At 65.7% G+C, this 20,502-nt stretch carries 18 protein-coding genes; 8 read left to right on the forward strand and 10 right to left on the reverse strand.

Annotation, left to right across the window (positions count from 1 at the left end):
- Positions 1-6 precede the first annotated feature (6 nt).
- Both FGL95_RS27420 and cobN read left to right on the forward strand, forming a co-directional pair.
- A complete protein-coding gene (locus FGL95_RS27420; RefSeq protein WP_169593351.1) occupies positions 7-462 on the forward strand; it encodes a DUF4282 domain-containing protein in 456 nt (151 codons plus the stop codon).
- 174 nt (positions 463-636) lie between these two features.
- Positions 637-4,203, forward strand: coding sequence for a cobaltochelatase subunit CobN (cobN, locus tag FGL95_RS27425; RefSeq protein WP_169593353.1), 3,567 nt, complete (start codon positions 637-639; stop codon positions 4,201-4,203).
- Here cobN and FGL95_RS27430 read toward each other — a convergent pair.
- From FGL95_RS27430 to FGL95_RS27440, 3 genes are read right to left on the reverse strand one after another with little or no spacing between them, the layout of a single operon-like run.
- Entirely contained in the window at positions 4,200-5,009 is an 810-nt protein-coding gene (locus tag FGL95_RS27430; protein ID WP_206072368.1) for a heavy metal-binding domain-containing protein, read from the reverse strand. The genes cobN and FGL95_RS27430 overlap by 4 nt on opposite strands.
- Before the next feature lie 19 nt (positions 5,010-5,028).
- Positions 5,029-5,805, reverse strand: coding sequence for a heavy metal-binding domain-containing protein (locus tag FGL95_RS27435; protein ID WP_169593354.1), 777 nt, complete (start codon positions 5,803-5,805; stop codon positions 5,029-5,031).
- On the reverse strand, positions 5,802-6,206 hold the full coding sequence (locus FGL95_RS27440; protein WP_169593356.1) for a hypothetical protein: 405 nt from the start codon (positions 6,204-6,206) through the stop codon (positions 5,802-5,804). The genes FGL95_RS27435 and FGL95_RS27440 overlap by 4 nt, the downstream gene beginning before the upstream one ends.
- A gap of 184 nt (positions 6,207-6,390) precedes the next feature.
- Between FGL95_RS27440 and FGL95_RS27445 the strand changes: the two genes are divergently transcribed.
- From FGL95_RS27445 to FGL95_RS27455, 3 genes are read left to right on the forward strand one after another with little or no spacing between them, the layout of a single operon-like run.
- Entirely contained in the window at positions 6,391-7,794 is a 1,404-nt protein-coding gene (locus FGL95_RS27445; RefSeq protein ID WP_169593358.1) for an MFS transporter, read from the forward strand.
- A gap of 14 nt (positions 7,795-7,808) precedes the next feature.
- A complete protein-coding gene (locus tag FGL95_RS27450; protein ID WP_169593360.1) occupies positions 7,809-8,801 on the forward strand; it encodes a sigma-70 family RNA polymerase sigma factor in 993 nt (330 codons plus the stop codon).
- A 19-nt stretch (positions 8,802-8,820) separates the two neighbouring features.
- Entirely contained in the window at positions 8,821-9,201 is a 381-nt protein-coding gene (locus FGL95_RS27455; protein ID WP_169593361.1) for a PPOX class F420-dependent oxidoreductase, read from the forward strand.
- Here the strand turns inward: FGL95_RS27455 and FGL95_RS27460 are convergent.
- On the reverse strand, positions 9,198-9,884 hold the full coding sequence (locus FGL95_RS27460; protein WP_169593363.1) for a heme peroxidase: 687 nt from the start codon (positions 9,882-9,884) through the stop codon (positions 9,198-9,200). The two genes, FGL95_RS27455 and FGL95_RS27460, sit on opposite strands and share 4 nt — an antisense overlap.
- A 155-nt stretch (positions 9,885-10,039) precedes the next feature.
- On the opposite strand from FGL95_RS27460, the gene FGL95_RS27465 reads away from it, so the two are divergent.
- Positions 10,040-11,419 carry an amidase family protein gene (locus FGL95_RS27465; RefSeq protein WP_169593365.1) on the forward strand — a complete coding sequence of 460 codons (1,380 nt, stop codon included), beginning with the start codon at positions 10,040-10,042 and terminating at the stop codon, positions 11,417-11,419.
- Here FGL95_RS27465 and FGL95_RS27470 read toward each other — a convergent pair.
- Genes FGL95_RS27470 through FGL95_RS32540 form a run of 6 tightly spaced genes read right to left on the reverse strand, consistent with a single transcriptional unit; the run spans position 11,416 to position 18,463 of the window.
- Entirely contained in the window at positions 11,416-12,780 is a 1,365-nt protein-coding gene (locus FGL95_RS27470; protein WP_169593366.1) for a metallopeptidase TldD-related protein, read from the reverse strand. The two genes, FGL95_RS27465 and FGL95_RS27470, sit on opposite strands and share 4 nt — an antisense overlap.
- Positions 12,777-14,294, reverse strand: coding sequence for a metallopeptidase TldD-related protein (locus FGL95_RS27475; protein ID WP_169593368.1), 1,518 nt, complete (start codon positions 14,292-14,294; stop codon positions 12,777-12,779). The genes FGL95_RS27470 and FGL95_RS27475 overlap by 4 nt, the downstream gene beginning before the upstream one ends.
- A 9-nt stretch (positions 14,295-14,303) precedes the next feature.
- Positions 14,304-15,053: a TSUP family transporter gene (locus tag FGL95_RS27480; protein ID WP_206072391.1), complete on the reverse strand. Its 750-nt coding sequence runs from the start codon at positions 15,051-15,053 to the stop codon at positions 14,304-14,306.
- A 40-nt stretch (positions 15,054-15,093) separates the two neighbouring features.
- On the reverse strand, positions 15,094-16,920 hold the full coding sequence (locus FGL95_RS27485; protein WP_338080053.1) for a serine/threonine-protein kinase: 1,827 nt from the start codon (positions 16,918-16,920) through the stop codon (positions 15,094-15,096).
- Entirely contained in the window at positions 16,917-17,678 is a 762-nt protein-coding gene (locus tag FGL95_RS27490; RefSeq protein ID WP_169593371.1) for a hypothetical protein, read from the reverse strand. The genes FGL95_RS27485 and FGL95_RS27490 overlap by 4 nt, the downstream gene beginning before the upstream one ends.
- 8 nt (positions 17,679-17,686) lie before the next feature.
- Entirely contained in the window at positions 17,687-18,463 is a 777-nt protein-coding gene (locus tag FGL95_RS32540) for a hypothetical protein (protein ID WP_240963346.1), read from the reverse strand.
- Positions 18,464-18,616: 153 nt separating this feature from the next.
- On the opposite strand from FGL95_RS32540, the gene FGL95_RS27500 reads away from it, so the two are divergent.
- Together FGL95_RS27500 and FGL95_RS27505 are read left to right on the forward strand one after the other, a co-directional pair.
- Positions 18,617-19,774 (forward strand): sensor histidine kinase, encoded by a 1,158-nt coding sequence (locus tag FGL95_RS27500; protein WP_169593373.1) that lies wholly within the window; start codon positions 18,617-18,619, stop codon positions 19,772-19,774.
- 22 nt (positions 19,775-19,796) lie between these two features.
- Complete coding sequence (locus tag FGL95_RS27505) at positions 19,797-20,456, forward strand: response regulator (RefSeq protein WP_169593375.1); 660 nt, start codon at positions 19,797-19,799, stop codon at positions 20,454-20,456.
- The last annotated feature ends 46 nt before the right edge of the window (positions 20,457-20,502 follow it).

Genomic DNA, 20,502 nt, shown 5'->3' on the forward strand with positions numbered 1-20,502 from the left:
GGTGAGGTGCCGGATCCAGACGAAGAACGCGCAGTTGAAACCAATCAGTCGCCGGAACGGTTGCTCCTTGCGCCGTCGATGGCGGCGTTCAAGCAGATGGGCTCCGTGCGGAAGCTGTTCAACCCGGACCTCACCATCCGCTTCACCCTCGTCGTGCTGCCAGTGCTCTATTCGATGGCCGTGCTGTCGCTGTTGCTCGGCGGGGTCGGGCTTATCGTGGTGTCGTTCTTCACCTATTGGGTCTACGGCATCGTCGCGGTAGTCGTAGTTCCGCCGACCGTCGTGGTGGGCATCCTGATCGCGCGCGTCGTGTGTGAGTTGCTCGCCGCGCTGGAGCTGACGGTCGAGCGGGTAGCGAACATGTCCGACGACTTCGACGACATTCACGAGATCATCCCGCGGTTCTCCTTCAGCTTGCCCAAGCTGATCAGCCGGGTCCTGCCGAAGGACGAGAAGAAATAGCTGCCTTCCTGCAGCGGTAAGGTAATTCGAAACGCTCGGCGGGTTGCGAGGAAACCGGTGTGAATCCGGTGCGGTCGCGCCACTGTGAACCACGAGGTCACGCGCCTCGGGGAAGCCAGACCTTCACCGCCCGGCGACCACCGAAGGGGCGCGCACACCCCAGGGAAGGCCGCGATGATTCTGCTGTTGTCGACCTCGGATACCGATCTGCTCAGCGCCCGCGCCAGCCGTGCGGAGTATCGGTGGGCGAACCCTGCTCGCCTGCTGGTCGACGACCTGCCCGACTTGCTCGCCGGAGTCGACCTCGTCGTCGTGCGCATCCTGGGCGGCAAACGCGCATGGGAAGACGGACTGGCTGCGGTTGTCGCCAGCGGAATCCCGGTCGTCGCGCTCGGTGGGGAGTACGCGCCGGACGCTGAGTTGATGGAGTGTTCGACGGTCCCGGTCGGTGTTGCCGCCGAGGCGCATCGGTACCTCGCCGAGGGCGGTCCCGACAATTTGCGTCAACTCCACAACTTCCTGTCCGACACGATGCTGCTGACCGGCCACGGCTTCGATGCGCCCGTAAAGACGCCTAGCTGGGGAGTGCTGGACCGCGCGGCTACCGATGTCGACGGTCCGACGATCGCGGTCCTCTATTACCGCGCGCAGCAGTTGGCTGGCAACACCGCCTACATCGAAGCGCTCTGCGTCGCAATCGAAGCCGCCGGTGGCCGGCCGTTGCCGATATTCTGCGCGTCGTTGCGGACTGCGGAGCCCGAGTTGCTGTCCGCTTTGAAGCAGGCCGACGCGTTGGTGGTCACGGTGCTCGCCGCGGGTGGCACCAAGCCGGCGAACGCGTCGGCAGGCGGCGATGACGAGGCATGGAACATCGGCGAACTCGCCGACCTCGACGTGCCCATCCTGCAAGGTCTGTGTCTCACGAGCAGCCGCGATGCGTGGGACGGCGACGACGGCGGGCTGTCGCCGTTGGATGTCGCTACCCAGGTCGCCGTTCCGGAGTTCGACGGTCGCATCATCACCGTGCCGTTCTCGTTCAAAGAGTTCGACGCCGACGGGCTGACGACGTACGTGCCCGATCCGGAGCGGGCGGCTCGGGTCGCAGGAATTGCGGTCCGGCACGCTCGGCTCCGACATATTCCAGTGCCGGACAAGCGGATTGCGTTGATGTTTTCGGCCTATCCGACCAAGCACGCGCGGATCGGCAACGCCGTCGGGCTCGATACGCCCGCTAGTGCGGTGGCGTTGTTGGCGCTGCTCCGCGACGCGGGCTACGACCTCGGGACCGAGCCGATTCCGGGGTTGGCCGAATCCGACGGCGACGCATTGGTGCACGCGCTGATCGCCGCAGGTGGTCAGGATCCTGATTGGCTGACGTCGGACCAGTTCGAAGGCAACCCGATTCGCATTTCCGCCGCGCAGTACGGCAAGTGGTTCGCGACCCTTCCTGCGGACTTCCGCGCAGGCGTCGAGGAGCACTGGGGGAGCGCGCCTGGCGAACTCTACGTCGACCGGTCCGCCGATCCGGCAGGCGAGATCGTCGTCGCAGCAATGCAATTCGGCAACGTGGTGCTGATGGTTCAGCCGCCACGCGGCTTCGGCGACAACCCCGTCGCGATCTACCACGACCCCGACCTGCCGCCGAGCCACCATTACCTCGCCGCCTATCGCTGGATCGCCGACGTCTTCCGCGCCGATGCCATGGTGCACCTCGGCAAGCACGGCAACCTCGAGTGGCTGCCGGGCAAGACGTTAGGGATGTCGGCATCGTGCGGAACCGATGCCGCCCTCGGCGATCTGCCGCTGATCTACCCGTTCCTCGTCAACGATCCTGGCGAGGGAACTCAGGCCAAGCGCCGCGCCCACGCCACGCTCGTCGACCATCTGATCCCACCGATGGCACGCGCCGAAAGTTACGGCGACATCGCGCGCCTCGAGCAACTGCTCGATGAGCACCAGAATGTCTCCGCATTGGATCCCGCGAAGCTTCCTGCTGTGCGCCAACAGATCTGGACCCTGATGCGGGCAGCCAAGATGGACCACGACCTCGGTCTGGAGGAGCGGCCCGACGAGGACACGTTCGACGACATGCTGCTCCACGTCGACGGCTGGCTGTGCGAAATCAAGGACGTCCAGATTCGCGACGGACTGCACATTCTCGGCCAAGCGCCGCGCGGTTCGGCCGAGGTCGATCTGGTCCTCGCCATGCTGCGCGCCCGCCAGATCTGGGGCGGAGAACAGCACGTGCCCGGACTTCGCGAAGCGTTGGGGCTCAGCGAAGCCGGCGACGAGGCGCGCGAGCGCGTGGATGCGGTCGAGGAGCATGCACGCGCCTTGGTAGCGGCGCTGCAAGCTGCGGGCTGGGACGCCGACGCGGCCGACACCCTGACCGACAATGCCACGGTCGCAACGATTCTCCGGTTCGCGGCAACCGAAATCGTCCCGCGTTTGCGCCAGACCGACCACGAACTCGAGCGCGTCCTGCATGCGTTGAACGGCGGGTTCATCCCCGCCGGACCGAGCGGCTCACCCCTGCGCGGTCTGATCAACGTCCTGCCGACCGGCCGCAACTTCTACTCGGTCGACCCCAAGGCCGTGCCGTCACGGCTCGCCTGGGAAACCGGTCAGGCGATGGCTGATTCGTTGGTGGCGCGCTACCTCGCCGACCACGGCGAATATCCGAAGTCCGTCGGGTTGTCGGTCTGGGGGACGAGCGCAATGCGGACCTCGGGTGACGACATCGCCGAAGTGCTTGCCCTGCTCGGTGTTCGGCCAGTCTGGGACGAGGCATCGCGACGCGTCGTGTCCCTCGACGCGATTGGGTTGGCCGAACTGGGCCGCCCGCGCATCGACGTCACCGTGCGCATCAGCGGCTTCTTCCGCGATGCATTTCCGCACGTCCTGGCGATGCTCGACGACGCGGTGCAACTGGTGGCAGCGCTCGACGAACCGGCCGAGCAGAACTACGTCCGCGCGCACACCGCGGAGGCCATGGCCGAACACGGCGACGAACGCCGGTCCACGACAAGAATTTTCGGGTCGAAGCCGGGCACCTACGGCGCCGGACTGCTACAACTGATCGACTCCAAGAGTTGGCGCAGCGACGAAGACCTCGCGCAGGTCTACACCGCGTGGGGTGGCTTCGCCTACGGTCGAGGGCTCGACGGCGCGCCCGCCGCCGACGACATGCGGACCGCTTATCGTCGAATTGCGGTGGCCGCCAAAAACACCGACACGCGCGAGCACGACATCGCCGACTCCGACGACTACTTCCAGTACCACGGCGGCATGATCGCGACGGTCCGGGCGTTGACGGGCAAGGACCCGGAGGCCTACATCGGCGACAGCACGCGGCCCGACTCGGTCCGTACGCGGACGCTGTCGGAAGAGACAGCGCGAGTGTTCCGCGCGCGCGTGGTCAACCCGCGCTGGCTCGAGGCAATGCGCAGGCACGGCTACAAGGGCGCCTTCGAAATGGCGGCGACCGTCGATTACCTCTTCGGGTACGACGCGACCACCAACGTCGTCGCCGACTGGATGTACGAAAAGCTGGCCGAGAGCTACGTTTTCGACGAGCAGAACCGCAAGTTCATGGAGAAGTCGAATCCGTGGGCGCTGCACGGGATCACCGAGCGCCTGCTCGAAGCCGCCGAGCGGGACATGTGGGAGCATCCGGAACAAGCCACCCTCGACGGGCTCCGCCAGGCGTACTTGGAAACCGAAGGGGAACTAGAGGGCTAGGAGTCCAGCCCGAGAACCATTGTCGGGCGCTGGATTTCGTGGTCGGCGCGAATCGGGCGGACCGCCGTGCCGATGGCGAAGAACTCCGTGGTGTGGCCGCCCCACGTGTGGTTGTGCTGGGAGAGATTCACGCCGACGATGCCTTCGGCCTGCAGGCGTTCCGCTTCGCGTTGCATACGCTCCATCGCCAGCTCGCGGGCGTCGTAGAGCGCCTGCGTGAAGTCTGGAAGCTCGGTGTTCTGGCCGATGTTGGCGACAACGTTGCCGAGCTTGCGATGGGCGACGTGATAAACGCAGGTACCCATGACCATGCCCAGCGGCATGTAGCCCGTTTGCAGCAAGGTCCAGAAGTCTTGGCCCGAGAGGTCCGACGTGAAGGGCTGATTGCGGTTGTTGCGCCAATTACCGCCGTGCTCGGCTTTCACCGCGGTGCCGACGGCGATGAACTCGGCAATGTCGGTGCCCCACTCCTTCAGCTCCACCTCGAGCCGGACCGCGACGATGCCGTCGGCGCCCAGGACGTTCGCCTCGGCCTCCATTCGGGTCATCGCCAACTCTCGTGCGTGATACATCGCCTGTGACAGAGTGCCGAGTTCCTGGTTCTTGCCCCACCGGCCGACCTGAATCCCCACGTGATACACCGACGAACCCAGTACCAGCCCGAGTGGGCGGAACCCGGCTTGGCGAACGAGCAAGAATTCGTTTACCGACAAGTCGGAGGTGAAGATCGAGCCCGGCCGCCCAGGCTGCAACTCGGCGAGGCGCGCCATCGCGTCGGGTGGCAGGCCCATCTGGTTGGGTTCCATCTCGAGTCCTTTCGACGGCTCAGGTCAGTCGCATGATCGGCAGCGGTGGTGGGCCGCCGACACCACCGCTGGTCCGAAATTGGGTGATTGCGGTGCCGATCATCAACGCCTCGGCGACGTGGTCGACCGTTTCGTACTGCCCGGCGACGCACCGCCACTCGGTGTGGTTCAGGGTCGAGGTGCGCACGACGACGCCGGTTCCGCCCGAGCGCGCGCACTCGTCGGCGAGTTGAGCGCGGACGTGCTGGCGGGTGTATTGCACGAGAGCGGTGTACGCGGCGACTTCGTTGTTGACCCAGCTGTTGGCCGTTTGCTGTTGGGTGTTCCAGTCCTGGTGAATGACCATGACCGACAGTCCGAGCACCAAACCGGTCGGCACCCAGCCCGCCATCAGCAACTTCGCGAAGTCCTGGCCTGTGAGGTCCGACAGGAACGGATGCCGTGGCCGCACGGTGCCGTCCGCACGGATAGCAGTCCCGATGGCTTGAAACTCGAGGCCACCCGCCGGGTAGGGACGAATCTCCAGCCGGACAGCGACGACGCCGTCACCGCCCAACTGCGCGGATTCCTGCTGCATTCGCGACAACGCCAGCATGCGCGCGTCGTAGAGCGACTGCCGAATTCCCGTTGCTTCGACCACGCTCGCTCGGCCGTAGGACCGCCCGTAGCCGCAATAGCCGCCGGTGTAGCCGATTTGATAGACGCACGACCCCAGCACCAATCCGACCGGCGCGAAGCCGACCGAACGGATGGCGTGGTGTTCGTCGACGGTCAGGTCCGAGGTGAACGGCGTCATTGGCCGGGCAGGGTCAGCCGCGCCAACGCCGTTGCCGCTGCGGCATTCTGCTGCGCGAGGCCGGCCAGTGCGGCGGCTAGTCGATGCGACCACGCGTCCATCGCGACCGTATCGGTCTTGAGCACGATGCCACCGGACTCGTGAATGATCTGCGCGATCGCCGGTTGCCCCACTCCCTTGCGGCGGATGACGAAGCGTTCGTCGCCCGCGGTTACCGACACACCGAGCACGGGCGCATCTTCGCGGGTGCGCCCGAACAGCCCGGACTTCCGCTCGACCGAGACCACGTTGGCCGGCAGCGCCGACGAGAGGGTGTTCATCAGGAAGCCGGCGTACAACGAGAGATCATCGCCGTCCATCCGCAGGCTCGCAGCCAGCGAGTTCAGGTCCCACTGAGTCACGTGTTCGCCTCCTTCTGCAGCTATCCCACGACGATAGGACTCCGATCGGGTGCCGCGCACTCGAACGTGGGCGACGCGTCCGGGATGTCGGAATCTGCCCGCTATCAGGCGCGATGAGTTTCCGGTCTCGTCTCGGTATGTACTCGCGAACCGCTTTTCGACGGACGACTACCGGAGGTTGACGATGGAAACGAAACAGCGCTGGGTGCTTGGCCTGACGTCGCTGGCGTCGTTGATGGTGATGCTCGACATGCTTGTCGTGACGACGGCGCTACGCGAGATCCAGCGCGATCTCGGCGCATCGCTTGCGGACCTCGAATGGACCATCAGCGCCTACACCCTCACGTTTGCGGTACTGCTGATGACGGGCGCAGCACTCGGCGACCGTTTCGGCCGACGTCGGGTCGTAAACGCAGGAATCGCAGTGTTCACGCTGGCATCGGTGGGTTGTGCGCTGGCTCCCGATACCGCGTGGCTGATCGCCGACCGAGCCGTCCAAGGAGCCGGATCGGCGTTGATCATGCCGAACGCCATGGCGTTGCTCAGTGCGGCGTTTGCGCCGCAGCACCGTGCACGAGCCCTCGGGATCTTCTCCAGCATCACCGGCCTGGCTACCTTGGGCGGTCCACTTGTCGGCGGTGCCGTTGTGGAAGGGCTTGCCTGGCAATGGATCTTCTGGCTCAGCGTGCCGATCGGCCTACTCCTCGTTCCCCTCGTTCGAGCACACATCACTGAAAGCGAGCGCGTCGACTCGCGGCTCGACGGTCGCGGACTTGTGCTGGTGTCTGGTGCAGCATTCGGCGTCGTGTGGGGCTTGATTCGCGGCAATGCCGCAGGTTGGACCAGTGCGGAGGTCGTCGCGTCACTCGTCACGGGCATCGTGTTCGGGGCAGCGTTCGTTGCGTGGGAGCGCCACGCGATCGCACCGATGATCCCGCTCGAATACTTTCGGATTCGGGCGTTTTCGGCGGGCAACCTCGCCGCGTTTCTGCTGTACGGCTCGGTATTCGGCACGGCCTTCTTCCTAGCCCAGTTCTTGCAGGTCGCATTGCTTTCCAGCCCACTCGAAGCCGGCCTGCAGATGTTGCCGTGGACGGTCACGCTGTTCGTCGTCGCACCGGTCGCCGGTGCGAAGGTCCGTCGGTACGGCGAGCGGCCGTTCATCGTCGGCGGCCTCGCATTGCAGGCGCTCGGGTTCGGCTTGATCGGGGTTCTCGCCGAGCCGGACGTCGCCTACTCGTCGCTGATCGTGCCGATGATGATCGCTGGCATCGGTGTATCGGCAGCAATGCCTGCGGCTCAGAATGCTGTGCTCGGCGCAGTTCCGCCCACCGCCGTCGGCAAGGCCGCCGGGACCGTGAACGTCATGCGTCAACTAGGTGGCACCTTCGGCATAGCGGTCCTTGCCGCGGTGTTTGCCCACGTCGGTGGGTACTCGACCCCCTCGACGATGAGTGCGGGGTTTGGCGCCGCACTGTACATCGCGGCAGTTCTTTCGCTGTCCGGTGCGATCATCGGGTTGGGAACGGACGCGCGGCGTCGGGCGGTCGCCGCCGTGCCCGCCGTTTCCGAACCGGCGCGGGCATGATGGGGCGCGCAACCATGACGACCAGTGAGGCAACCAGGGTGAGCACCCTAGAGGACGAATTCGCAACGGCCACCGACCCATTCCGGCGGGAGCTGCTCGCACACTGCTACCGGATGCTCGGGTCGACCCACGACGCGGAGGATCTCGTGCAGGAAACCCTCCTGCGCGCGTGGCGAGCATTCGACCGGTTCGACGAGAGGAAAGCAACCATGCGTACGTGGCTCCATCGCATTGCGACCAACGCGTGCCTGACCGCCCTCGACCACCGCAGCCGCCGTGTCCTGCCGTCCGGGTTGGGCGGTCCGAGCCACGACGTGGGGGAGTGGCCGCTGCAACGGCGCCCGGAGATCGACTGGATCGAGCCGCTCCCGCAGGCGGTGTACGCCCCGACCGAGAGCGATCCCGCGGCAATTGTCGCGTCGCGCAACAGTGTTCGCTTGGCCTTCATCGCCGCGCTGCAGACCTTGCCGCCGCGCCAACGAGCCGTCCTGCTGCTGCGCGACGTGCTTGCTTGGTCCGCGGCCGAGGTTGCCGAAGCGCTCGACACCTCGACGGCTGCGGTGAACAGCACGCTGCAACGCGCTCGTGCCGAGCTGAAAGACGGCACTCCCGCCGAAGACGACGTGGTCGAACCGGAGGACCTGCTCAGCCGCGACCTGGTCGACCGCTACGTCACACTCCTCGAGACCGCCGACGTCGCCGGCCTCGAGCAGTTGCTGCGAGACGATGCGATCCTCGAGATGCCGCCCATTCCGAATTGGTACGTCGGCGCGGACGCCATCGTCACCTTCATCGCGCGAATCTTCGCAGTACGTGGCGCTTTTCGAGTCCGTCGTATCGAGGCGAACGGCCAGCCGGCCGCCGCGGTCTACGCCAGAGCCGACGATGGCAGCTATTGCGCGCATTCGATTCAGGTCTTCACCGTCACCTCCACCGGTATCGCCAAGGTGGTCGTTTTCCAGGATCCGACGCTCTTCGAGGGCTTCGGACTACAGCCGACTGCCTAGGTCCGCATATCGTTGCCGTATGACCAACGGATTCGGCGACCTGGCCAAGGCTCAGTACATCTCGCTCACCACCTTCAAGAAGGACGGCACCCCACGTGCCACGCCCGTCTGGTTCGCCCAGGATGGCGAAAAGCTGGTCGTGTGGTCCGAGACCAACGCATGGAAGGTCAAGCGCGCGCGTCGCAATCCCGATGTGCTGGTGCAGAAGTGCGACATGCGCGGCAAGACGACCGGTGAGGTTGCCAAGGGATCGGCCGAGGTGCTCGACGAGCAGGCTTCCGAGCGCGTACGCCAGCTGATCATGAAGAAGTACGGCATCATCGGCTTGCTCACCGTCAAGTTCAGCACCCTCCGTCGCGGCAAGAACGGCACCATCGGGATTGCGATCGCGCCCGCCTAACGGAGGGTTCGTTTCGACTCGAAGCGCCAGATGGCGTATTCGAGGAGCTCGGTGTCCAGCTCCGAGCAGGCGGCGGCTTCGGCCACCAACGCGGCGACCGCGTCGTCCGGCAGTTCGGTCTCCCACAACCCCACCGCGTTGCAGACGTACCTGCTGACCAGATGATCAGCGGGCCCCGGCACCCCGGCGAGCATCACGACGTAGCTCCACGTCAGCCCGGACCGCTGACCCGGCACGGCTTTCCACGCCACCTCGGCCGCGTCGAGCGTCGCGGTGTCCGCCGAGCGGAACTGTTCGGCGGTATCGATGCCCAGTTCGAGCAACGCCCGCGCTGCATCGGCAATGGCGGCCGCCTTTAGCGGAGCGTTTGCCGAGGTCGATGTCGGTTTGCGATTGCCGATGCGGTCCGCCCACTGCTCCGGACCGCCCACCTCGTCGAAGGTGGCGAGCAGAACGGTCGCTGAGTCGTCTGCGGCATCGCCACCTTGCTCGGCGCGATAGGCGCGATAGCGATCGAGGATCTTCTCAACCGAGGTGTAGTGCGATCTGGTCGACGCGATCGCGTCGATGATGCACAGCGCCAGCGAGCGGCGGTATTCGTCCGGCGCCGGCCACTGGCTCGGCTCGCCGAGATCGTCGGCGAACCCGGCGAGCAGGACATCGACTCGGTCGTTGGTAATCATTTCGAACCCCCTTGAAACGCTGCGTAACCTGACTTTTCGAGGCAATCAGCGCCCACCGACAAATAAGCTCTCGTGAGTCTTTTGCGAGTCCCTAGACTCCAAAAAGACTCACGACCCCTTGACCCTCACCCTGTGTCAGCCCGTAGACCTGAGCCATGACCGACGTACTGAAGTCCTCTGCCACCGAGGCTGCCGCGATGATTCGGCGCAAGGAAATCTCCTCGCGGGAGCTGACCGAGGCCCTCTTCGCTCACATCGACGAGACGAACCCGGGGATCAATGCCGTCATCGCGTTCCGTCGCGACGAGGCAATGAACGAGGCCGCTGCCGCCGACGACGCACTCGCCCGCGGCGATGACGTCGGACCGCTGCACGGTGTCCCGATGACTATCAAGGAGAGCTTCGACGTCGCCGGTCTGCACACGACGTGGGGCAATCCCGAGTTCGCCGACCCTGTGGCACAAGAAGACTCGACCGTGGTCGCACGGCTGCGCCAGGCCGGTGCGATCATCATCGGCAAGTCGAACGTGGCGTTCATGTTGTCGGACATCCAAACCGCGAACCCGCTGTTCGGCGTGACCAACAACCCCGCAGACCGCGCGCGGACACCCGGCGGGTCCAGCGGCGGCGCGGCAGCTGCACTCGCGTCGGGCATGACGTTCTTGGAATACGGCACGGACCTGTCGGGCTCGATCCGCACCCCCGCGTCGTTCTGCGGCGTCTACGGACTTCGCCCCACCGCCGAGACCGTTCCGCCTACCGGAATGGCCCCGCCCGGACCGCCCGGTGTCCCGGTCGCAATGACGGGCCTGACGGCGGTAGGACCGCTCGCTCGCACAGCTGCGGACCTTCGGCTCGCGCTCCAGGTCACCGCCGGACCGGAAGGGCCCGAGGCCAAGGCGTTGACGTGGCGCTTGCCCGCGCCGCGGCACCGAGACCTCGCCGATTTCCGCATCCGGTTCGTCCTCGACGATCCGACTGCGCCGGTCAGCGGTGAGGTCGTCGACGCGCTCTCGAACACGATCGACGCCATCACAGCCGCAGGAGCAACAGTCGTCGAAGGCTGGCCCGACGGCATGGACCCGGCAGCGCAGTTCAGGGACTTCGGCTTTCACCTGGACGCCTTCTTCGCACTCCAGGGCGACGGCGCGCTCAGTCACAAGGCTTTCATCGAAGCCGACAACCGGCGCATGGAAACTCGCGCCGCGTGGGCCAGGTCCTTCGACGACGTCGACGTCTTCCTCTGCCCGACGAACAGCACGCCCGCGTTCCCGCACGACGAGCGGCCTTTCGACGAGCGCACCTTCGACACGACGAACGGTCCGCGGCGTTATCACGAGCAGTTCTTCTGGACCTCGCACGCAAGCCTTTCGGGGCTGCCCGCCGCGTCCGCGCCGATCGGCACCACTCCGAGCGGCCTTCCGGTCGGCATGCAGATCATCGGCCCGCATTTCGAGGACGATACGGTCCTGACGTTCGCCGAAACCGTGCGTGAATTTAACCCCTCTGGGGGTGAGACGCGCGCACGGGGTTAGGTGGCTTTGCTGACCGAGGACATGTGAAAGTCAGGGATTCGCAAGGGCGGCATGGCCGTTCGGGTGAACCAGTCCTTCATCTCGCGAGGCAAGGTGGGCAGCGTGGCCCCCGCCTCGGTCACCCGCCGAAGCAGGTCGAGTGGACTTTCGTTGAACCGGAAGTTGTTGACCGCGCCGCGGACCTCGCCGTCCTCGATGAGGTACACGCCATCGCGGGTGAGTCCGGTCAGCAACAGCGACGCCGGATCGACCTCGCGGATGTACCAGAGCGTCGTCAGGAGCAGGCCGCGTTCGGTGCGGGCGACCATCTCCTCGATCGTGGCATCGGAACCGCCTGTCAGCAGCAAATTTTCGCCGGGGACCGCAACCTCGGCGCCGAATTCCTGTGCCGCAGCACGCGGATAGGAGAGTGCGTTGATGACGCCGTTGCGGATCCAATCGACGCGGCCCAGGTGCAGACCGTTGTCGAACACCGACACCGAATCGTCCGACGACGCCGTCGCGAGAAACGGCGAGTGCTCCAGGCCCGGCGCCGCGGGATCGGAAAACAAGGTCAGCGGCAGGTCGGTCAACTTCTCGCCGAGCCGCGTACCGCCGGGGCGTGACAACGCGTTGTGGCCCTCTTCGGCGCCCCGGCCTTCCATCGTCCAGACCAGGTAGAGCATCAAGTCGGCCACGGTCGACGGCGGCAGGAGCGTCTCGTAGCGCCCCGCGGGAAGGTCGAAGTGTGTAGCGGACCAGTCGAGGCGTTGCGACAGGTCGGCGAGCAGCGCCGAGACGGCAATGTCGGTGAAATCCTTTGTGGCCGAACCGACCCAGGCGCTGGCGTCGGCGCCACGCTTGCCGTTGATCTCGACCGATCCGGTCGGCAGCACGAACCGTCGCCGCAAGCCTGACGACGACGCGAGCCAGGTGCTGTCCACTTGGTGGTGTGCGAACCCGAACAACCGGTCGGCACTGTCGAAGCCGGCCGCCAAATCGTCAGTGAGCGAGGCGAAGACGCTGACGTCGGTGGCGCCGGGCTCGTCGGTCCAGCCGTCAGGCGCTCCGTCGTCGCCCAGAAGTGCCATTGCGTCGCTCGCAGGCTCCGCCGTGTCAGCCGCTGCCGCGCTTGCCGCGACGACGGCGGCGATGTCGTCGGGATCCACGCTGCTCGAGGTCATGCTGCCGACGCGAGCGGTTGTGCCGTCGCGCACGATCGACAGCACGGTCCAGGTGCGCGACGACGACACTCCGTTCGTCGTCATGGAATTGTTTGCCCAGCGCAGCGATGCCTCGTGCTGGTCGGTGACAATCACGATCGTCTCGTCCGAACGCGATTGGGCCAGTACCCGTTCGGTCAATTCGTGGGCTGGAATCACTGGCCCGCCTCCGTTCGCGTGTTGAGAATGTTCACGCCGCGCACCAGTACCGATGGGCAACCATGGCTGACCGCCGCGACTTGGCCGGGTTGCGCTTTGCCACAGTTGAATGCGCCCCCGAGCCGCCACGTCGACGGACCGCCGACCGCCTCCATCGAACCCCAGAAGTCGGTAGTCGTAGCCTGGTACGCGACATCGCGCAGCTGACCGTCCAACTGCCCGTTGCGGATTCGGAAGAATCGCTGGCCGGTGAACTGAAAGTTATAGCGCTGCATGTCGATCGACCAGCTCTTGTCGCCGACGATGTAGATGCCGTTGTCGACGCGAGAAATCAGATCGTCGGTCGTCGAGTCGCTGACCGGGTCCGGCTGCAAGGAGACGTTGGCCATTCGCTGGATCGGGACGTGATGCGGCGAGTCCGCGTACGAGCAGCCGTTGGACCGCTCGAGGCCGAGCCGAGCGGCGAAGACACGGTCGAGCTGGTAGCCGACCAGGACACCGTCACGGACTAGATCCCACCGCTGACTGGCCACGCCGTCGTCGTCGTAGCCGATGCTGGCGAGCCCGTGTTCTTCGGTGCGGTCTGCGGTGACGTTCATGATCGACGTCCCGTATTGCAAGGTGCCGAGTTTGTCGGGTGTGGCGAACGACGTTCCGGCATAGGCTGATTCGTAGCCGATCGCGCGGTCGTACTCCGTTGCATGGCCGATCGATTCGTGAATGGTCAGCCAGAGATTGGTGGGGTCGATGACCAGGTCCGTCGGGCCGGCTTCCACGGTCGGCGCCTTGACCTTTTCGGCCAGCCACTCAGGGATTCGTGCCAACTCGGTCGACCAGTCCCAGGTGCTGGCGGTGCCGAGATATTCCCACCCACGCCCGACCGGTGGCGCCAACGTTCGCATCGTCTCGAACACGCCGGACGACTGGTCGACTGTGATCGCCTCCAGCGCGGGATGCAGCCGAACCCGCTGCTGGGTGACGGTCGTTCCCGCCGAATCTGCGTAGAACGTCTGCTCTTTCACTTGCAACAGGCTCGCCGAGGTGTGGTCGACGCCGTCGCTTGCGGCCAACCGTGCGGAGTAATCGGTCAGCAGTTCGACCTTCTCGGCAGTGGGCACGCCGAACGGGTCGATCTCGTAGGGCGACACCCACGTCGCGTCCGCATAGACCGGCTCGGCTGCCAACTCGACGCGGTCGCGGTTCAGCGGCCGCAGCGTCGTCGCGACCGCCACAGCCTGCCGGGCTGTCGCGGCGGCGACCTCGGGCGAGAGTTCGGCGTTCGACGCGAACCCCCAGGTGCCGTCGACCACCACCCGGACCGCGAGGCCGAGTGTCGCCGAATCCGCCACCGCCTGGACCGTCCCGTCGCGCAGCCGAATCGACTGCGTCAGAAGGCGGTGCACCCGGCAGTCGGCATGACTCGCCCCTGCGGCTCGCGCCGCTGACAGCGCAGCATCGGCAAGCTGGCGTAGGGGGAGTGCAAGGAATTCTGCGTCGACCTGGTGAGTGCCCACCGGACCAAACTAGCCGAACTGTTGCCAGCCGAGCCGGATGACCATCGCGACGACAACGACGAGCAGGACGATGCGCACGAAGCCCGAGCCTTTGCTCAGTGCCATTCGCGACCCGAAGACCGCTCCGATGATGTTGCAGCACGCCATTGCTGCGCCGAGGCCCCACAGCACGTTGCCGGTGGCGGCGAAGTAGACGACGCCGCCGAAGTTGGAGCCCAGATTGATCACCTTCGCCATTGCGGCGCTGCGGACGAACTCGGTGCCGAGCACAGTCGCGAAGGCGATGATCAGAAACGTTCCGGTCCCGGGTCCGAGCAGACCGTCGTAGAAGCCGATCAGCGCGGCGGCGAGTGCGACGACGAGGACCACTTTGCGTCGCGTCGGCGGATGCGTTGCCATCGTGACGCCGACTTGTGGGCGCAGAGTGACGAACACCGCGACCCCGATCAGGACCACCATGATGATCGGGATGAACAGGTCACGGTTGATCAGCGCGACCGCTGCGGCGCCGCAGCCGGAGGTCACTGCTGCCAGCAATCCTGCGGGAATCATCAAGCGCCACTGCATCGGAACCTTGCGCGCGAACGTCGCAACCGCGGCGCTCGTCCCGGCGATCGCGGTCAGCTTGTTCGTGCCGAGCACTTGTTGTGGCGTGAGCGTTGGAGCGACGAGAAGGAACACCGGCAGCACGATGAGGCCCCCACCGCCGACGACCGCGTCGACCCAACCGGCAGCCATCGCGGCAGCGAGCAGAGCCATCCACTCGCTTGCGCCCACTCGGCCACTCAATCACAAGGCGTCAGCGCGAGGTCGTACGGGCGCGCAACCGTCGCCGCGCGCCGATGCGTCCAGCGCCGACCGTGGCAGCAATACCTGCAACAAGTCCGAGGGTGGCGCTCGACACCAGGGCGGTCGTCGTAGGTTCGTGGCCTTTCAGGATCCAGACCGCGCAGACACCGGTTGCTGCGAGCAGCGCGGTACTCGCCGGGATACCCAGCGATCCGGAGATTCGGCGACGCCCCTGCACGAGCGAACGGACGAACGACTCGAGGTAGGCAACGCCGAACAGCGCCACCAGCGCGACTGCAACCGCAGCGGCGGTCGTCGTCGGCCGCTGTTCGGTGTGCACCAGGAATCGCCAGTTGGCAACGAGTACACCGTCCTTCGTCAAGAACAGCTCACCGGTCAATTGGCCGGCGACCAGGTACGGGTTGACCAGTGGCGGAACCGTCGCGGCAGCAGCATTCGGCGCGGTGGCGACCAGCGGCGCTGACTTCTCGCCGACCGGTACGCCGCCCACCTGCAACGCAACTCGAACGGTGTCGGCAGGGCCGACGTCTGTCGTCGTCACGACCAGGGGAGCGGTGAGGTCGACCGCGACTGGTCCGCCCACGCTGGGATCGACGCCGGCGATAGTGACTGTGCCGGGGCGCAGGTCGCCACCGGTCGTAGCGGCACCGAGACCGATGAACGGGATGACCATGGCAAGGAGCGCGAACACGGCGGCGACCGCGAACGGAACACGCGCAGACTTGACCTTGACCTTGATGACCGACTGGACCGGAACCAGGTCTTCCTGGCGGATATCGGAAAGCTGAAAAGCGGACTCTCGTACGAGGATCGACGGTCGAACGGGCGCCACGTTCGCGGGCGGCGGGGTCCGGCGCGTCGGGTCCGAGTCCGCATACGCGGGACTCGTACGGACTGTCCCGCCTGCTGCCGACACAATGCGGTCCGCGCCGAGTACCGGGATGCCCGGCGCCGCAAGCCAACCCGTGCCCCAACAGTGCGTCGCCGCCTCAGCGAGAGCAATGCCGAAGGTTTCGGCGCTGGCGTAGCGGTCCGCCGGATCGGTTGCGAGACCGTGCATCACGATCTCTGCGAGCGCGAACGGTACGTCGGGGGCAACTCGCGTCAGCGGATCGGGCAATTCGAACGCGTGGCGGAACAACATGGCCATCGCGTCACCGCCGCGCGGGAACGGCAAGACGCCCGAGAGCAGCTCGTACAGCATCGTTGCCAAGGCGTAGACGTCCGTCGCCGGGCTGAGCTCGTGCCCTTGCGCCTGTTCGGGCGCAATGTAGGACGGGGTGCCGATGATGTCGCCGGCCTTGGTGGCGAGAGTTTCGTTGCCGCCGATCATTTTCGCGATACCGAAGTCGGTGACCTTCAACGCCCCCGACGCCGAGAACATCAGGTTCTCGGGCTTGATGTCGCGATGCAGGATTCCGCGGTCGTGCGCAGATTGCAGACCTGCCGCGCACGCCAGTGCGACCGCGACCGCCGACGGCGCGTCGAACCCGTCCTCGGTGAACCGGCTCCAGACCGTCCCGCCGGTCAGCAGCTCCATCACCAGCAAGCACAATCCCTCGTGCTCGACGTAGTCGAACACGGGAACGACGTGGGGGTGATCGATCGATGCGAGTACCCGTGCCTCGGCGACGAATCGCTTTCGTACATCGGGATCTATCGCGAACTCGCGGGGGATCTCCTTGATGGCGACCGGTCGGTCGAGGCGCTTGTGTCGACCGGCGAGAACCACTCCGAAGCCGCCCTGCCCGATCTGTCCACCGACCTCGTAGGACGGGAGCGCCTGCGCGACGAGGTCGAGTTCGGCGATGGTCACTGCGGCTCCAAGACCTTTTCGTCGGCATCCTTACCAGCGGTATCAGGCGTCGGCGTCAGATATCCGATGGCGAAGAACGTTGCGGCGAAGGCGCCGGCGATGATCAACCACCGGTCCGTAGCGGGCACCCAGACCCGTGTCGCCGATAAGGTGAAGACGAGGACCAAGCCGATGCCGATGCCAGGCGTCATGATCCGTAGCGCTCGCCGAAAGCGGTTGGCGGGCAGCTGATGCCTGGCAATGGCAAGTGCAGCGTCCAGCAGCGCGAGGGCGGTCAGCAGGAGCAGCGCGAGGCCGAACAGTCCGTAGACCGAGAGCAAGGAGCCACGCACGTCGGTCACCGTGTCGATCGACGCCAACGCGTTTCCGTCGTCGTCGAACACCGAGAGCGTCGCGCCGATCAGCCCCGTTGCCTGCCCGTTGAGCCTGGACAGATCGATCGCATATTTCACCGATGCAGTCGCCCCCGGGGCAACGGACAGATCCACCGCAGTATCGAATGCGTAGTACGTCAAACCCACTACGCGACCGGCGAATTCGACCCGGTCGATAACGATGGCAGTCGGGCTGTTGTTGGTCACGCGAAGTTCGACAGTGGCCTTGCCGTGCGGCTCGAGACGTATGGGTTGGTCGGCTCCGGGCGTGACGGCCTCGCCGTTGATCGTCGCGGCCAACTCGACGGGATTGGTCGCGGCCGACGCAACTCCCGCCGAAAGCACGACCAGCGCCGTAATCATCAGGGTGAGTAGGGTTTTCATGGCACTTCCTAAACGTGGGTCGAGACGAGCGGCAAGAGACGACGCCGATAGATCACGAGGCCGATGATGAGAAAGAAGACGAGCATCGTGAGAGTTGCTGTCGCGGAGCCGAGTTGAGTCACCAGGACGACGTCCAAGGCGGCGAGCAGCACGGGACCGCAGAGCGCCTCCACTCGATGACTGCCGACGCCCAGCGCGCCAGAAGCGAGCGGAATGTCGAAGACACCTGCGTCGTTTGCGGTGCCGGTGCCGATCTGTTCGCCCGCCGCCGACAACGTGACATCCGAACCCGGCGTGCAGCCCTCACCATGGGCATTGACCGCGCCACCGGGTTGCACACTCTGCCGATCGAGGACCAGCAACATGACAACGGGAGCGGCTTTCGGCGCGGGAGGCGCTGCAGGTGCGGGTTCGGGTTCGGGCTCCGGCTCCGACAGCGCTGCCGGCGGCGTGTACTGCGGTGTCACCGGGGCCTGCTTCGGCGGGGGCACGTATGCAGGCGGCGGCGAGACCTCCGGCTCGGGTTTTGCCGCGGGCTTGACCGGCGGATCCAGGTGCACATTCACCGGCGGGGACGGCTTGGGTTGCCGCTCCGATTGGCGCTCGACGCGGGAACGGTGCTCCCTGGGCTTTCGCGGTGCGGAATCTTCGCTCGACGAGGGACTGTCACATGAGCTGCACTCCGGATCTTGTGCTGTTGCGACCGGCGCTGGTAGCGAGACGAACGTCGCCACTGCGAGCACTGCCGAGATACTGATACCCGCCGCGAGGTTTCGTAGCTTCATTTCGCGGTCCAATCGTTGCTTCGAGTAGTCCGACCCCGACCCTCATCTAGAACGATGGGTCCACCGCAGCCGGATTGTGCGAGTAGCGGACTACGCGTTTTTCAGGTGCGGTACTACTCGCTTGCGCTGGTAGGGGACCTACGCTGAACAACCATGCGCCGATTCAGCTTGTGGTTACGGGGTAAGCCACTGGTTGCCGACTGCATGCTGGCGGCGGCGTTGTTCGTGACCGAGTTGCTCAGCGCCCCGCAGAGCAAAGGCCCATGGCTCTTCCTTGTCGTAGGCGTCGCGTTGTGTGTTCCGGTGTGTTTCCGCAGGCGGCACCCGCGCCTGGTGGCTGTCGTCCTGCTGACCGAGTCGATGACCTGGACGATCGTCGCGCACGTCATCGACCACAAAGAAGACGCGCATCCGGCGTTGCTCGCGCTCGGCATCGCGCTGTACACGCTGGTCGCGTATGTGGGCCGTGTCGACGCCGGCGTCTTCGTCGCCGGTTTGGTCGTGGATTCGGCGCTCGCAATCTGGCTGCTGAACCAAAGCGTCCTAGGGGCAGTAGGCGTCTCGGCGTTGTTCTTCGCGTTGTGCTGGATCACCGCAGAATTCCTCGGAGCGCGTCGCGCCTACGACGAGGAAGTTGCCGCGCGGCTCGCAGTCGCCGATTACGACCGCGAGCGCAGCGCACACGAAGCTGTTGTCGCAGAACGCACCCGGATTGCTCGCGAGTTGCACGACGTCGTGGCGCACGCGGTGAGCGTGATGATCGTGCAAGCCGACGGTGCGTCTTATGCGATTCGGAAAAATCCGCAGGCCGCCGAGGCAGCGCTTGCGAATATTGCATCGACGGGCCGCGAAGCGCTGGGCGAACTGCGGCGGACCGTCGCACTGCTGCGTGACGACGATTCACCCGAGCAGATGCCGCAGCACGGATCGGCCGGACTGGCCAAGGTTGTGCAGATGATGAGCAGCGCGGGCCTGGCGGTCGAGTTGGAGCAATCCGGTCAGCTCGACAATATCGCGCCCCGCGTGAGCCTCGGAGTGCACCGCATCGTGCAGGAGTCGCTGACGAACGTCTTGCGGCACGCCGGTCCGGAGGCCAAGGCGTGGGTCCGGGTGCATCGCCGGGAGAACGACGTCACCATCGAGATACTCGACAACGGCACACCCGCGACTCGATTTGTGCAGGGGAGTGGGAACGGGCTGGTCGGCATGCGGGAGCGGGTTGCGGTCTTGCACGGCACGCTGGATGCGGGACGGCGCGGCAGCGGCGGCTGGCGAGTCGCCGCGACCCTTCCGCTGCACCTCGACGACTGAGGCTGCCGATAGCCTGGTCGCCGTGGGGATAACGGTATTGATCGTCGACGACCAGGAACTCATGCGTATGGGGCTGACCATGGTGCTGGGCGCGCACGACGACATCACGGTGGTCGGCGAGGCGAGTAATGGCGGCGCGGCGGTCGCCGCGGTCAAGGAGTTGGCGCCCGACGTCGTGTTGATGGACATCCGGATGCCGATCGTGGACGGAGTCGCCGCCACCGAACAGATTCTGCAGGCAGGGTGTACCACCAAGGTTTTGGTGATGACGACGTTCGACCTCGACGAGCACGCGCTGGGCGCCCTGCGGGCGGGTGCCAGCGGATTTCTGCTCAAGGACACTCCGCCCGAGGATCTGGTGTCGGCGATTCGCAGTGTTGCGGCGGGCGATGCCGTCGTCTCGCCGAAAGTGACCAAGCGACTGCTGGACCGCTTCATCAACGACCATCCCGCGCAGACCCAGGATCCGGGCGTGCTCGAGGTTCTGACCGTCCGGGAACGGGAAGTCCTCGAGCAGCTGGCCGGCGGGCGATCGAACGCTGAAATCGCTGAGCAACTGTTTCTTTCGGAGGCGACGGTGAAAACTCACGTCGGCCGGGTGCTCACGAAGCTCGGTTTGCGGGATCGCGTTCAAGCTGTGGTTCTTGCGTACGAGACCGGATTGGTCAGGCCAGGAAGCTGACTTGGTTGCCTACGAGACGGGCCTGTACGGCTCGGCTCGTAAGCGC

The sequence above is a fragment of the Antrihabitans stalactiti genome (assembly GCF_012932915.1).
Lineage (GTDB): Bacteria > Actinomycetota > Actinomycetes > Mycobacteriales > Mycobacteriaceae > Antrihabitans > Antrihabitans stalactiti.

What these genes read in the sequence shown, in the direction of transcription:
- cobN (WP_169593353.1), top strand. Translation starts at nt 637, where the DNA reads ATGATTCTGCTGTTGTCGACCTCGGATACCGATCTGCTCAGCGCCCGC.
- FGL95_RS27430 (WP_206072368.1), bottom strand. Translation starts at nt 5,009, where the DNA reads ATGGAACCCAACCAGATGGGCCTGCCACCCGACGCGATGGCGCGCCTC.
- FGL95_RS27435 (WP_169593354.1), bottom strand. Translation starts at nt 5,805, where the DNA reads ATGACGCCGTTCACCTCGGACCTGACCGTCGACGAACACCACGCCATC.
- FGL95_RS27445 (WP_169593358.1), top strand. Translation starts at nt 6,391, where the DNA reads ATGGAAACGAAACAGCGCTGGGTGCTTGGCCTGACGTCGCTGGCGTCG.
- FGL95_RS27450 (WP_169593360.1), top strand. Translation starts at nt 7,809, where the DNA reads ATGACGACCAGTGAGGCAACCAGGGTGAGCACCCTAGAGGACGAATTC.
- FGL95_RS27455 (WP_169593361.1), top strand. Translation starts at nt 8,821, where the DNA reads ATGACCAACGGATTCGGCGACCTGGCCAAGGCTCAGTACATCTCGCTC.
- FGL95_RS27460 (WP_169593363.1), bottom strand. Translation starts at nt 9,884, where the DNA reads ATGATTACCAACGACCGAGTCGATGTCCTGCTCGCCGGGTTCGCCGAC.
- FGL95_RS27465 (WP_169593365.1), top strand. Translation starts at nt 10,040, where the DNA reads ATGACCGACGTACTGAAGTCCTCTGCCACCGAGGCTGCCGCGATGATT.
- FGL95_RS27480 (WP_206072391.1), bottom strand. Translation starts at nt 15,053, where the DNA reads ATGGCTCTGCTCGCTGCCGCGATGGCTGCCGGTTGGGTCGACGCGGTC.
- FGL95_RS27490 (WP_169593371.1), bottom strand. Translation starts at nt 17,678, where the DNA reads ATGAAAACCCTACTCACCCTGATGATTACGGCGCTGGTCGTGCTTTCG.
- FGL95_RS32540 (WP_240963346.1), bottom strand. Translation starts at nt 18,463, where the DNA reads ATGAAGCTACGAAACCTCGCGGCGGGTATCAGTATCTCGGCAGTGCTC.
- FGL95_RS27500 (WP_169593373.1), top strand. Translation starts at nt 18,617, where the DNA reads ATGCGCCGATTCAGCTTGTGGTTACGGGGTAAGCCACTGGTTGCCGAC.